The organism is Hydrocarboniclastica marina, assembly GCF_004851605.1.
Lineage (GTDB): Bacteria > Pseudomonadota > Gammaproteobacteria > Pseudomonadales > Oleiphilaceae > Hydrocarboniclastica > Hydrocarboniclastica marina.
The window spans coordinates 635113-647061 of record NZ_CP031093.1 but is presented as its reverse complement, the minus strand read 5'-3'; the positions used below and the strand labels follow the sequence as shown (position 1 = coordinate 647061).

Annotated in this window: 13 protein-coding genes; 4 read left to right on the top strand and 9 right to left on the bottom strand. The window is 59.3% G+C overall.

Annotated features, from left to right (window positions below; genetic code table 11):
- Window positions 1–13: 13 nt before the first annotated feature.
- The 5 genes from mshL to soil367_RS02985 are packed head-to-tail and all read right to left on the bottom strand — an operon-like array spanning window position 14 to window position 4283.
- Window positions 14–1702: a pilus (MSHA type) biogenesis protein MshL gene (mshL, locus tag soil367_RS03005; protein ID WP_136546755.1), complete on the bottom strand. Its 1689-nt coding sequence runs from the start codon at window positions 1700–1702 to the stop codon at window positions 14–16.
- Between the two features lie 11 nt (window positions 1703–1713).
- Window positions 1714–2112: a hypothetical protein gene (locus soil367_RS03000; RefSeq protein WP_136546753.1), complete on the bottom strand. Its 399-nt coding sequence runs from the start codon at window positions 2110–2112 to the stop codon at window positions 1714–1716.
- Window positions 2105–2761: a type II secretion system protein GspM gene (gene gspM / locus soil367_RS02995; RefSeq protein WP_136546751.1), complete on the bottom strand. Its 657-nt coding sequence runs from the start codon at window positions 2759–2761 to the stop codon at window positions 2105–2107. The genes soil367_RS03000 and gspM overlap by 8 nt, the downstream gene beginning before the upstream one ends.
- Window positions 2758–3372, bottom strand: a complete 615-nt coding sequence (locus soil367_RS02990) for a PilN domain-containing protein (RefSeq protein ID WP_136546749.1) — start codon at window positions 3370–3372, stop codon at window positions 2758–2760. Before soil367_RS02990 ends, gspM begins: the two co-directional genes overlap by 4 nt.
- Window positions 3369–4283 carry a hypothetical protein gene (locus soil367_RS02985; RefSeq protein WP_246065486.1) on the bottom strand — a complete coding sequence of 305 codons (915 nt, stop codon included), beginning with the start codon at window positions 4281–4283 and terminating at the stop codon, window positions 3369–3371. Before soil367_RS02985 ends, soil367_RS02990 begins: the two co-directional genes overlap by 4 nt.
- A gap of 287 nt (window positions 4284–4570) precedes the next feature.
- Between soil367_RS02985 and soil367_RS02980 the strand changes: the two genes are divergently transcribed.
- Together soil367_RS02980 and soil367_RS02975 are read left to right on the top strand one after the other, a co-directional pair.
- Window positions 4571–5422, top strand: a complete 852-nt coding sequence (locus soil367_RS02980) for a cytochrome c oxidase assembly protein (protein WP_136546747.1) — start codon at window positions 4571–4573, stop codon at window positions 5420–5422.
- Between the two features lie 75 nt (window positions 5423–5497).
- Window positions 5498–6124: an SCO family protein gene (locus soil367_RS02975; protein WP_246065484.1), complete on the top strand. Its 627-nt coding sequence runs from the start codon at window positions 5498–5500 to the stop codon at window positions 6122–6124.
- A 161-nt stretch (window positions 6125–6285) separates the two neighbouring features.
- On the opposite strand, the gene soil367_RS02970 is transcribed toward soil367_RS02975, so the two are convergent.
- The 4 genes from soil367_RS02970 to soil367_RS02955 form a co-directional block, all read right to left on the bottom strand.
- Window positions 6286–6534 (bottom strand): hypothetical protein, encoded by a 249-nt coding sequence (locus soil367_RS02970; protein WP_136546745.1) that lies wholly within the window; start codon window positions 6532–6534, stop codon window positions 6286–6288.
- Between the two features lie 13 nt (window positions 6535–6547).
- Complete coding sequence (locus tag soil367_RS02965; protein WP_136546743.1) at window positions 6548–8020, bottom strand: DUF4331 domain-containing protein; 1473 nt, start codon at window positions 8018–8020, stop codon at window positions 6548–6550.
- A 148-nt stretch (window positions 8021–8168) separates the two neighbouring features.
- Window positions 8169–9275: a HupE/UreJ family protein gene (locus soil367_RS02960; protein ID WP_172962250.1), complete on the bottom strand. Its 1107-nt coding sequence runs from the start codon at window positions 9273–9275 to the stop codon at window positions 8169–8171.
- 27 nt (window positions 9276–9302) lie between these two features.
- Window positions 9303–10424 (bottom strand): tetratricopeptide repeat protein, encoded by a 1122-nt coding sequence (locus soil367_RS02955; RefSeq protein ID WP_136546739.1) that lies wholly within the window; start codon window positions 10422–10424, stop codon window positions 9303–9305.
- Window positions 10425–10651: 227 nt separating this feature from the next.
- Here soil367_RS02955 and soil367_RS02950 point away from each other — a divergent pair, with 227 nt between their 5' ends.
- Together soil367_RS02950 and soil367_RS02945 are read left to right on the top strand one after the other, a co-directional pair.
- Window positions 10652–11197: a sigma-70 family RNA polymerase sigma factor gene (locus soil367_RS02950; RefSeq protein WP_136546737.1), complete on the top strand. Its 546-nt coding sequence runs from the start codon at window positions 10652–10654 to the stop codon at window positions 11195–11197.
- Window positions 11194–11916, top strand: a complete 723-nt coding sequence (locus soil367_RS02945; protein ID WP_136546735.1) for an anti-sigma factor — start codon at window positions 11194–11196, stop codon at window positions 11914–11916. Before soil367_RS02950 ends, soil367_RS02945 begins: the two co-directional genes overlap by 4 nt.
- Window positions 11917–11949 lie beyond the last annotated feature (33 nt).

Here is an 11949-nt window from a genome sequence, read left to right as displayed (position 1 = left end):
TCACCCTCAAACCTCAGTCAGCCGCCTGAGGCGTTGGCCCCTCGGGCGACCCCAGCAAGGAACGCAACACGCCGATGCGGGCCCGGCTTTCGGCAATATCAGTAACCGCTGTGGATTCGCCAGTGATAACCGGGCGCAACAGAATGACCAACTCGCTTTTGCGGCCCGAGAAACGACGCTGTTTGAACAGCTCACCGATGAGCGGAATCTGGCTGAAGAAAGGCACCGCAGAGCTGTTTTCTTCACTCTGGTTCTGCATCAACCCGCCAATGACAACGATCTGGCCGCTACGGGCCGTGATCACGCTGTCTGTTTCACGAACGGTGCTCTGGGCCAGCGGCAGCACGACGTCGCGCTCCCCCACTGTCAGAACCTTTTTCTGGTCGGTGACCTCACTGACAGACGGGTGCACGTGGAGGGTAATAAGCCCGTCTTCACTTATCTGAGGCGTAACATCAAGTGAAATACCCGAGAAAAAGGGCGTGAGCTCCACCGATGTCGATGTTGAATTCGTGGCGCCGGTGAGCGTGTTGTTATCATCAAAGTCGATGTCGGTAACAAAGAACTCATCACTGCCGACCTTGATAACGGCTTTCTGGTTATTGGTGGTGGCTATGCGGGGGCTCGACAGGACTTGCACATTGCCCTGGGTACCGAGGAGGCTGATCAGGCTGTTGAAGTCACCAATACGCAGCGCCGCGCTGAACACGCCGTTGATATCGGTCGTGGCGAGCGTCTGCCCGCTCAGTCCCCCCAGCACATACTTCTCATAGACGCCCTCGCCATCGACGCTGGAGGAGAGGTTCTCCGCGAAGTTCCAGTTAACCCCCTGCTGGTAGCCTTCGTTGAGGATGACCTCAAGAATTTTGGCTTCCAACACAACCTGGCGCTTCATGATCAACTGGGTCCGGCGAAGGTAATCCTCAACTGTTTTCAGCTCATGGCCCTGGGCACGCACGACCACAACCCCCGTGGCGGGCGTCGCGACAACGCGCCGGCCTTCCTCTGCCCCGATAAGCATCTCAAGCGAAGCGGTTAACTCCCGCCAGAAATCTGACTGGGTAGACGTGGTAATGCGGGTTCCCACGAGCCCTGTACTCGGATCGCTCTCCTGGGCGCCCGCACCGGCCTCGCCGTTACCCGAGCCGCCGGAAACCGAGCCCGAACTGACCTGCGTCTCGGAGCCGCCCGTGCGCGTCATGTTGAGATAGTCGATCTGAAAGATCCGGGTCCGCAGGCCGCCTGGCATTATCCGGTAGAAATTATCATTACGCTGGATTTCGTATCCGTAGAGGTCCCCTACAAGCTCCATCACCTCGGGTAGCGTGACCGCCTGAAGGTCAACACTGACAGTACCGGCGACGTCAGGGTGGACCGCCACGTTGTACTCGGTACCGCGGACCAGGCTCTGAAAAAAACGGCGGGCGTCCAGGCCGTCGGCTGCCACATCAAAACGGTCAGGCGGCAGCACGACAGACGACCTCCCCAGTGATGGCAAGAGCGCGGCGGCGACGTCCGCGGGCGGCCCAGTACGTTCCTGCGCCCGGACCTCAAGCGCCTGCTGGAGCTCCCGGTCCATGGCGTCGGCGCTATCCGTTGAGGTTGCCTGCCCGCTCTGGAATAGCGGATCGCTGGCACAGCCACTCAGAAGCAGAAGCGAAAGTCCGGCCCAAATGCACGCTGTCGTGCCTCGTCTTGTCATGTGGTGACTCTTCATTGTTGAGTTCGCACGCGGCGCACTTCGGGCGACTGCGGCAAATGCAAACGGGTCTTTTCGCCGTCCCGAACAACCACGACGCTGTCCGGGCTGATTTCCAGCACACGACCCTGCGGGCTCACGGAATCGGCGCGAAAGACGTCTCCTTCTGCGACAACCGACTGATTGATGACCGCTACCCGCCGCGTTGCGCTATAGACGATCGAATCCAGTGCGAGAGGCGTAACGGCGGAATCGGCTTGCGATGAAACCATCTTCTGGGGCGGCGGCCGGGTCGGGTCACGGCCTAACCCGACGCTCTCCGCCAGAACGGCGGGCGCGCATGCGATTAACAAGCCAAGCCCGAGAGCGATAGAGCCGGTGCCGCTATAGCCCGCAACTAACCTACTAAACACCCAGCCACTCCTCACTCAGGCTTAACGTTACAAGTTCGACCTGCAGCTCGCCTTCAGGCCATTGCGCAACTTTGTAGCGCATGGCGTTCCAGCCCAGTCTGCTATCGAGGGCCTCAAGCGCCTGCAGATACGCGACCAGATCAAAATAGGCGCCCCGCACTGTCAGGGTAACTCTATGCCGGTAAAGCCCAGGTTGACCTTTGGCCGCATCGGCAAGATTCTCGGCTTCGGCCGGCGCATGGGTCACCGATACAAGGGTGAGGCCGTCCTTTCCTTTGAGCATTTGCCGGAGCAGCGCAACCATACCTTCGGGACTGATCAAGTTCGCGGCCAGGGCTTCAAGCCGCTGCTGAGTCCGGTCGAGACGCGCCTTGCGCTGATGCCTCTGAGCCTGCAGGGTCGCGGTCGGGCTCTTGCCCAATTCTTCCTGAGCCTCGGACAGCCGCAGTTGAAGCGCATCTGTTTCGCCGGTCAGGCTGGTAATTTCCGTCCGATCCCGATCGATTTGCTGCAAAGCAGGCGCAACTGCAAACTGCCACCCGCCAAACACCACCAGCACAGCTGCGGTTACGAACGCGAAAACGCGCTCCCTCTGGTTTAGCGTGTCAAAGCGCGCCTCGAAAGCTGCCCATGCCGCCTTGAAGTTCATTGCTCAGGCTCTCCAATAGCGATTGCGGAGCCCACGCTGAAACCAAGCACTCCTTTACTGTCTTCAATCTGCTCCAGTCGAAATTGGCGGAAGCGGCGTCCAGCAAAGGCGGGCTCGAGCCGCAGTTGCTCAAGATAGTAGGGCACGAGCCCGCCTTCCTCGGTGAGTCCACTCAATACCAGGTTGCCCGGCTCACGGTCGACCTCGAGAGATGTCAGCCAGACCCCATCGACAGCCTGCCGCGACAGCCCGGTCAGCAACGGCGAAAAGCCCTGGGCGCCCCGTAAGGCCAGATTCTCAAGTCGCGTGATGAGTGCCACACGATTCTGCAGATCAAGGTTGAGCCTCTCGAGTTCAGCGGCCAGGGCCGGATCGGCCGTTCGGCCTTCCAGCTGAGTGACCACATCAGCAAGGTCGGAGCGTATCTCGGCAAGCCGGACCTGGGCAGCCTGACGGTCCGCTCCCGAACCGCTGGCCTGCCAGCTGGCGTAACCGGCACTTATCACTACGAAAATCAGGGCGGCTAGTACTACGCCAGCAAGCCGTGTCGCCGTGAACAGTTCCTGCCGCGGGCGCATATCCTCGGTGTAGAGGTTAACCTGCTGTATCATATCCGGTTTCCCGCACCCAGCCGGCCTGTACCGATAGCGTACAGCGCCCGCGAATCGAGGCCCTCGACGCCGAAGACCCCACCCAGTTCAAGCGGAACCACTTCGGCCGCCAGACTGTTGGCCAGCATGGCTCCCAGCGGCAGGCTTTCACTGTGACCTGCAATGTGAACGCGGCGGGGCGGCACCTGGCGGAGCTGGCTCTCGTAGTAGTCGAGCGAACGCTGGATCTCCAGGCCCAGGTTCATCACTGCTTGCTCCTGGGATGCCGCTGCCTCGAGCTGATGCGTGCCGACATCCAGTCGCCTTGAAAGGTACAGGGTGTCGTCCTGGCAAACGACGATATGCCCATACTGTCGGCGCAGGTAAACCAGGGCCACGCTGGGCTGATCAATACGACAGCCTTCGAGCAGACTGCGCATGGCCAGTTCAGCGATATCCACAGCCGACAGTTCCAGCCCCACCTCAGTCAGGAGTGCAGCAATGTCCCGCACCACCGTCTTACGCGCGACAACAACACTAACCAGCGCGCCCTGGGCACGGGACGCATCGATCGGGAACTCAAAAACATCAACAGCCGCATCTTCTACGGGAAAATCGAGCAGATCTTTCAGCTTCCAGCGCACAGCCGCAGCCAGCTCGTCCGCCTCGACCGGTGGCCTTTCAATGGAAAAGACCTGGTACTGATCCAATGGCAGAACAGCGCGCACCTGACACCGGGCCAGGCTGGAATGCTGGGCACGAAGCTTTAATGTCAGTTCGCGTTGGGCCGGAGTGCACTCATCAAATCCCGCCTGCCACGGCCGCCCCGGGGCGCAGAGCGCCCAGGCGATGCCATCCGGACGTATCTCCAGACCCAGCTTGGCTGGTCGTGCGGACCCTCGGAAAACGTTGTTGAGAAAGGGGAATTTCAATGAAAGCTGCCAGTCATGAGAAGTTGCTGCTCAGTATAGTCAACGTTTTCAGAGGCTGCTTTTTGTTGCAATGGCAGAGTCAGTCAAGCCACTGCCATTCTTGCCGTTGTTTCCCTAGAATGAGAGCCGCCTGCTCTGCAACCCGGTGGTGACGGACAGGTATACGCCAGGAGCACCCTAATTGAACTGAAGCCGGCCATAGATCGAGAACCAGGGACTGTCTCGAGAGACCGCCAGCTCCTGAAAACCCCGCCATACAGCTCGTCGTCAGCCGCAATGGGAATGAAATGACCCTGACTGAATTCGGATATGCCCTCCTGCCCTACGACTTTTCGCTACCCACGGTTGTAGCATTTGCTGCAGTGCTGGTTTTTTACTTGCTGGGCCTGCGGTGGCTTCCAGCCGGTGAGCGCATCGGCCCCTGGCGGATTTTCGCGTTTCTGTTCGGGCTGGGCATCTGCTATGTCGTGTTGCACACCCGTTATGACTACTATGCGCAGTTCATGTTTTTCATACACCGGGCCCAGCATCTGGTGTTACACCACCTCGGTCCGTTTCTGATCGCCCTATCCAATCCACTGCCGTTGTTCCGGCTCTGGTACCGAATGATTCCGGGCGGTGCCAAACCCTTTCTGCGACCGCTAAGGTGGGTGTACGACATCCTGCAGCAGCCTTTGATTGCGGCAGTGCTGTTCGTTGGGCTGGTCTATTTCTGGCTCTGGCCCAGCATCCACTTCGACGCCATGCTCAGTCGCGATCTCTACTGGCTGATGAACTGGAGTATGCTGATCGACGGCTTGTTGTTCTGGTGGCTGATGCTCGACCCCCGTAACCCCGATCTCGCCGGGACGTTGTCCTACGGCAAACGGATCGTCATCCTCATCGTCATCATGTTTCCGCAAATCGCCCTTGGCGCCTGGATCACCCTGAACAAAAACCCGGTGTACGACGTTTATGCCGTCTGCGGCAGAGCCTGGCCCCTGCCCGCCGAAACTGACCAGATGCTGGGAGGTATCCTGACCTGGATCCCGCCGGCAATGATGAGTGTGGTCGGGTCCTTGATTCTGCTGGGCTATATGGCCCGGGTGGAGCGTCAGGACCGCAACCGTAAAGCGGCCGCCAACACTCAGTCGACCTGACCGTCGGCTGGCCTGAGACGAGACGAGACGAGACGCCGTATGGTGCACGAATTTTCCCGACTGGAGACTTAACCCATGCACATGACCCCATCGCACCGAACAGCCCGGTCATTCTTACCCCGGGGATTGCTGTCCCTGGCGTTGATGCTGGTGCTGAGTGGCTGCAGCCCCGGGCCGGTTGAGTGGAATGGAAAGGATATAAGCGAGCTGATGCCCGAACTCGCGTATCAGCTTGTCGATGAACAGGGTAACCCGGCAACTGCGGAAGACTACGCCGGCCAGGTCCGGTTGCTGTTCTTTGGCTTTACCCACTGCCCGGATATCTGCCCGGCTACACTGGCCCATTTGCGCAATGCCCTGAGGGAGATTCCCGAACAGCAGCGGGACGACGTTACTGTACTCTTTGTCAGTGTGGATCCGAAGCGGGATGACCCCGAGGTACTCGCTGAATACACGGAATACTTTGGCCCCAATTTTGTCGGAATGACGGGGACAGAACCCGAGCTACGTAAACTGAGCCAACGCTACAGGACCACCTTCGGCTACGGCGAGCCGGATGCGGAGGGCCATTATGATGTTTCACACAGCAGCGCTATATATGCCTTTGACCGCGAGGGAAATGCGCGCCTTCTGTTGCGGTCAGAGCTCACGCCGGAGCAGATCGCCGAGGATCTGACCCACTTGCTGAACGAAGACCGTTGAAGGTTGAAAAAAAGGCTCGCCGCGACTCTCCGCCGGCTCCTGCATAGACCCAGCCGAGGCAGCTGTCCGGTCGCAAAGCCCGCAAATGGCGGCTGTCGTATGACGTTGATGTGTTTGGGCGCTCAGCCGCACCCTGGGTTACGGCTGAGCTTGACCCACTTTTACTGCTGGCGGATGAGGTCGTCGAAAGCGCCCTCATTTTCCTGATCGTTGAACGCGAACTCTCGGTTATTGACGCTCTCCGGCTCAGCCGTAACTCCATTCTCCTCAAACAACTCATTAACGAAAGTCGTGAAAGACAGAGTCATGGGCTCTTCACCGCCCTTGCTGCTGTTGCCATCGCTGTCGGAGCAACCTGCAAGCAGCGGCCCCGCCAACGCCAGGAAAATCAGCGTTTTTGTCATGCTCATGGTGGTGTCCTTATTATTTGACCGAACCAGGTAACGGCGTGTTCAGGTAGGGAAACACGGTCAACAGGTCGGCCGGGTCAACCTGGACCCCATCGGTGAACTCTACGTCCTTGTTTGGCGCGTCTGTGGTGAGCGCGCCCATTACAACCCGCAAAGCAATATCCACCACGTCATCGACCGGGCGACGGCCATTCGGGAAGCCGGCATTATCGCCACCAAGTACCCCCAGGTCATCCTGTGAGCCCGCCGGAGTCACTGCAACCGCCGGGTTCAGGCGCAACATTTCAGAAGCAGTAACACCAACTGGCTTATTGACCCCGTCGACACCCGTGAGAAAAGCCGTAACCAGGTCATTGCGGGGGAAGCTGTCGGGCGCTTTGACGCCAGCGCCACTGAACAGTAGTTCCAGGATCTCTGGCAGGGTGGGGTTGGTCACGTAGGTCGCGAACTGGCCGTCGTCCATTGGCTGGCTGGCGTTGAACCGGTCCTTGTCCTTGAGGCCGATCACAACCTCGTTGACCAAAGGCATACCCAGGCGCGAAACCTGCGTGAAGGCGCCTCCCTCAATCGTCGCGCCTTTACCACTGGCCTCAGGCTTCGGGTTCAGGACCCGCGCCTGACGCAGGCTGGCCGTTGTCCAGGCACCGATAACAGGCTGATCCGCACTGCTTAGAGCCGAGCCGGTCAGACACGACGCGGGAACTTCCAGAGCAAAGGACGTGACGTTCTTGCCCGCCAGATCGTTTGCCTCAACGTTGCGATTGGCATTGCCGACCGGGTTGGCAATGTTGACCAGGTCGAAAACCTCGCCCAGGTTTACCGCAAAAGCGTCTTTCCTCTGTCCAACGAAAACCCGGCCGGTACCGCAATCGGGAATGGCAACGTCGTACACGTGGTTGCTCGCATAAGCTGCATAGTCCGCAACCGATTTCTGGCCAATATTGTCGAGTGGCTTGCGGAACGTCGTGGTACCAGAGGTCTCGTTCATCGCCGCCTGCCGGGTTCCGCTACGGCGATCACCACGGATGACCGTCATCGCGTATTCCTGGCGCACCTGTACATTGTCAGTATCTGTGGCCGCGGGACCGATGCCGCCGACATTCTTAACAGGAACCGAGACCATCATGTCGCCTACGGGCAACTGGATGTCGTTGACTACGTCAGTGAGCTTGAACTGAAAGGTGAGGTCTTCCTGGGCGTCGCCGGTGTTATCGACGTGGATCTCATAGATGGCATCCTGGTCCAGGTCAAAATAGTTTGGACCGCCGTACGGGTCCTGCAAGGGCAGATAATTGGCGATCAGGGTGACGCTATTCTCCCGCCCCGGCTCATAGCTGCGGAACATATAAAAATCAGTGGCATCTACTTTAGGAGTTTCAGTAATAAACGGTGCTTCGCGGTGGCTTGATGCCTGGCCCAGACTCGTACCAAGGCAAAGTCCTGCGACCGAAACCGCCAGCAGAGACCGGTTGAAAAGCTTATCCATGGGTTATCCCTCATTGTTGCCTATTTGGTTTCCTCAGAGGGATAACGCGCGAGGCGTTGAAAAAGATGCAGCAAGGAGTGATTTTTTCGAAAAAACCCGATATGCCTGTTTTGCACCGTGGCCGTGAACAGCCAAGTACCAGGCCCAGCTATAACGGAACCCGCTCGGCCGCCCAGATCAAACCGATTGCTGCGATCGATGTAACGCTCGCCGGAAATACCAGTCGCTGGTATAACCATTGCTTTCGCACCAGGAAAAGCAGCGGCACCGCCACCACCACAACCGCCAGTTGTGCCAACTCCACGCCGAGATTGAAACTGAGCAGCGCGATAGCACGGGCGCTGGTACTGGCCATAAACTCCGACAGCACGCTGGCAAAGCCGAACCCGTGAACCAGCCCAAAGCCGAAGCCCATGAGATAGCGACGTTGGCCCAGGATCGGCCAGATGATGTTAACAGCGGCAACTACGATCGATAGCGCGATCACCGTTTCCACCCAGGCTATCGGCAGCCGCACCAGTCCGAGGGTGGCAATGATTAGCGTGATGGAGTGAGCCAGCGTAAAGGCTGTAACGATGAGGGCCACGTCTTTGATAGCCTTGCCGATTCGCTCCTCCACCACCCAGCGGCCTGTTTCGCGCCTGACTGCCGCCGGCAGCACCAGCGCAAGCAGGAACAGCATGTGGTCGTAACCTATCCATAGATGCACCATACCTTGCCACATGAAATTACCGGCGGTAGCCCAGGCCGAAGGTGCCGCGTCCAGGCTGAGCTGACGCTGATCGGGGCCGAGTACTACTGGTCGGGTTGTGCCCTCATCCCGAACCATGACCAGGAGGCGATGCAGGGGATCCTCGTCAAAGAAGAGGTTATATTCAAGTGTCGCAGGCCCGGTCGCCCCCTCGGAGCACGCCGGTGTGAATCCCAGGGTGAGGTAGTCGCCGTCGCTGTAGCTGGACAGCCCGTGCATCATCCAGCGCACCTGGCATTGTCTGGCCCGGCCAATGGCTATCCGGTCGGCGAGATGCTCTTCAATGGTCCCGCTCTGGGCTCGCAGTTCGCCCCAGGTCAGTAGGCCGTCGCCGTTGCTGTCGAGAGGAAGCGTACGTGCCAGATCAATCAGTGCAATGTCCAGCCGGCCCGGCGTGCCTTCTGCGCCCACGTCCCAGTAGAGAAAGCTGTCGCTCGCCTTGTGAGCCAGCGCAAAGCCGCTCAGCGAAAGGCTCAGAAGTAGCGCTGCCAAATGCAGCATCATGCGTCTCATCTCTTTAGTCATTAGGTTTTACTCGTCCCCAATCAGGCCGCGCCCGCCCACAGCAGCTGAATTGATTTGCACGGATTTAAGGATCGCTTGGTCGCCTGCCGCCTGGGCCGCCCTGACCAGGAGTTGGCGGTCCGGATAGGCGCGCTGGGTAGCCCAATTGGATTTGGCCATGGTCAACGCGAGGGTTGGCTCGCCGGTGACATCCAGCAGGAAACGGCCATACTCCCATTCATGCAGAAACTCGCCCCGCCAACGTGCTTCCTCGAAGCGGGCGGCCAGACTGCGGACCAACTCATCGCGCTGGGGGTGGTCAAGACGTGTCATGGCTATCGCTCGCAGTACCGCCAGTGGATCAACATCCTCGTACCCGTGGGTCATGGCGAGGGCTGCGTTCGGACGGCCCTGGGCTAGAAGCCAGTCAGCAAAGCGCGCGCGACGGTACAGATCTTTGCTGTCACTCTGCAGGGCCCTCGCCCAGTACCGGCCCGCACCAGCAAGACCATGGCGGCTGGCCATATCTGCGAGGGTGACCCGTGCCCAGTCAAGGATGACTCTGCTTTCACCACGCGCCTGCGCTATACGCTGACTTAACGCCCCAAAAGCGCGCTCAGGCTGATCACCGAAGCCCTCAAGCTCCAGTCTGCATGTGTCCGCCAGCAAGCCCGGTTTTATCTGCCCCAAGCGCCGACAGGCCCCTTCGGCGCGACCGAGGTCGCCTTGAGTAAGTGCGATGCTGTAGCGGGTCAGCAAGGCCTGCCGATTATTGGGCTGGGCGTCGAGTACCCGGTCAAGATCAGCCTGAGCCTCATCAAAACGATGAAGCCGCTGGTGCAGGGTCGCCCGCAGCAGGTAGAGCCTCGATGACCATCGGGTTTCGGGTATCTGGTTTAACAATCCTTGGGCAAGGCCCAATGGCCTCGGGCTGCCGGTCGCGCGGGATGAGTTGATATACCGCAGGACCTGTTCAGCTGTTTTCTCCGGGGATAGCAAAGCGCTGTCGGGCTGAAATGATTTGGTTGATTCGTCCAGGTGCAGTATCACAGCCTCAGGCTCGGGCTGTGAGACGCTGGGGCCCATCGGCTGTTGTGCTGCCGCCATTGCCGGCAGCAAGAGGCTAAGCAGCCAACTTCGGCTCATCATCCCACTGTTTGCTTTAAACCCAACGGCTGAAATGCTCATCAACGGTAGTCTCGTCGTGCTGGTGAATTTGATGCAGTCCCCTGCATACGATCCGACACGCGAAAAAGATGCACCCTGGAATAAAAGTTTATGTATGTTAAAAAGCGAGGGCCCCAGTTCGGCCGCCGGCAAGACCCACCGGTAAAATCGACAGCGTTCGACACAAAAAAACCGAAGAAGAGGCGGCAATGACCGACAGTGACACCGACTCCAGGCTAATTGGCTTACTGGCCGCTACCGCCCGGCGCGACCGCGATGCCTTCAGGCGACTCTATGAGCACGCCTCGCCTCGCATGCTGGGCCTGTGCGTGGGCCTCCTGGGCCAACGCGAGCAGGCCGAGGAGGTCCTTCAGGAGGCGTTCATCAGAATCTGGCACCATGCCGGCGAATACCACGAGGAACGCGGCAGCCCGATGGCATGGATGCAGACGATCGCTCGCTACAAGGCCCTGGACACTTTGCGTGCGCGACGCCGAACGGCAGGCACCCAAAGCCATGAGATTGCTGACGCCCGGCCGGGGCCTTTTGAGCTGTCGCTGCAGGATGCCGATGCCCAGGCGCTAAATGGTTGCATCGAAGAGCTTAGCGATGACCAGCGTTCCAGCATTCTGATGTGTTACTACAAAGGGTTCACACACGAGGAACTGGCCACGGCGCTGGACACTCCTCTGGGCACGATCAAGAGCTGGATACGCCGGGGCCTGACTTACCTGAAACGGTGCCTGCAACAATGAAGAAAACCCCTGAACGCATTGAGAAACTCGCTGCAGAATATGTCCTCGGGTCGCTGCAGGGTTCCGCACGCGCCCGGTTCGAGCGGTGGATGATGGAGTCATATTCAGTTCGCCAGGAAGTCTGGTATTGGGAGGCTCACTTCTCCAGCCTCAATGAGGCGGTGAACGAATTGCAGCCGTCGGCAGGAGTCTGGGAAGGTATCAGCCAGCGATTATGGCGTGCCCAGGCACCCCTGTCGGATTCATCGGGCGGTGAAAGGGTGAGTCGCTTCCCTGATCGTGGCCGCCTCTGGCGCTCCTGGTCTTTGGTAGCAACTGCAGCGTCGCTGCTGCTGGCCCTGGCACTCACGCTCAACCTGATCGAACAACCATCGGCCGAGCCTCCGCTGATGGCAGCGATCACGAGCGCCGAACAGACCGAGTGGATCTTCAACACCGGTGCTGAACGCGGACAACTGCTGACCCGCGCTGTTAGCGCCGTCCCAGCTGCGCCAGACAAAGACTACGAGCTCTGGGTTCTACCGCGGTCTGGCGATCCGGTCTCCCTCGGCATAATCCAGGCAGATGGTCAGAGAATGGTTATCCACTTGACGGAAGAGCAGCGTCAGCAGCTATTGGAGAGCAGAAAACTGGCAATAAGCCTGGAACCGGAAGGCGGTTCGCCGAGCGGTGTACCCACTGGCCCCGTGCTTCATGTTACCGAACTGTTGAGCCTGTAATTGAGCCAGGGCCGGGGCTCCCCGGTTTCGGTG

What these genes read in the sequence shown, in the direction of transcription:
- mshL (WP_136546755.1), bottom strand. Translation starts at nt 1,702, where the DNA reads ATGACAAGACGAGGCACGACAGCGTGCATTTGGGCCGGACTTTCGCTT.
- gspM (WP_136546751.1), bottom strand. Translation starts at nt 2,761, where the DNA reads ATGAACTTCAAGGCGGCATGGGCAGCTTTCGAGGCGCGCTTTGACACG.
- soil367_RS02990 (WP_136546749.1), bottom strand. Translation starts at nt 3,372, where the DNA reads ATGATACAGCAGGTTAACCTCTACACCGAGGATATGCGCCCGCGGCAG.
- soil367_RS02980 (WP_136546747.1), top strand. Translation starts at nt 4,571, where the DNA reads ATGACCCTGACTGAATTCGGATATGCCCTCCTGCCCTACGACTTTTCG.
- soil367_RS02975 (WP_246065484.1), top strand. Translation starts at nt 5,498, where the DNA reads ATGCACATGACCCCATCGCACCGAACAGCCCGGTCATTCTTACCCCGG.
- soil367_RS02970 (WP_136546745.1), bottom strand. Translation starts at nt 6,534, where the DNA reads ATGAGCATGACAAAAACGCTGATTTTCCTGGCGTTGGCGGGGCCGCTG.
- soil367_RS02965 (WP_136546743.1), bottom strand. Translation starts at nt 8,020, where the DNA reads ATGGATAAGCTTTTCAACCGGTCTCTGCTGGCGGTTTCGGTCGCAGGA.
- soil367_RS02960 (WP_172962250.1), bottom strand. Translation starts at nt 9,275, where the DNA reads ATGATGCTGCATTTGGCAGCGCTACTTCTGAGCCTTTCGCTGAGCGGC.
- soil367_RS02955 (WP_136546739.1), bottom strand. Translation starts at nt 10,424, where the DNA reads ATGATGAGCCGAAGTTGGCTGCTTAGCCTCTTGCTGCCGGCAATGGCG.
- soil367_RS02950 (WP_136546737.1), top strand. Translation starts at nt 10,652, where the DNA reads ATGACCGACAGTGACACCGACTCCAGGCTAATTGGCTTACTGGCCGCT.
- soil367_RS02945 (WP_136546735.1), top strand. Translation starts at nt 11,194, where the DNA reads ATGAAGAAAACCCCTGAACGCATTGAGAAACTCGCTGCAGAATATGTC.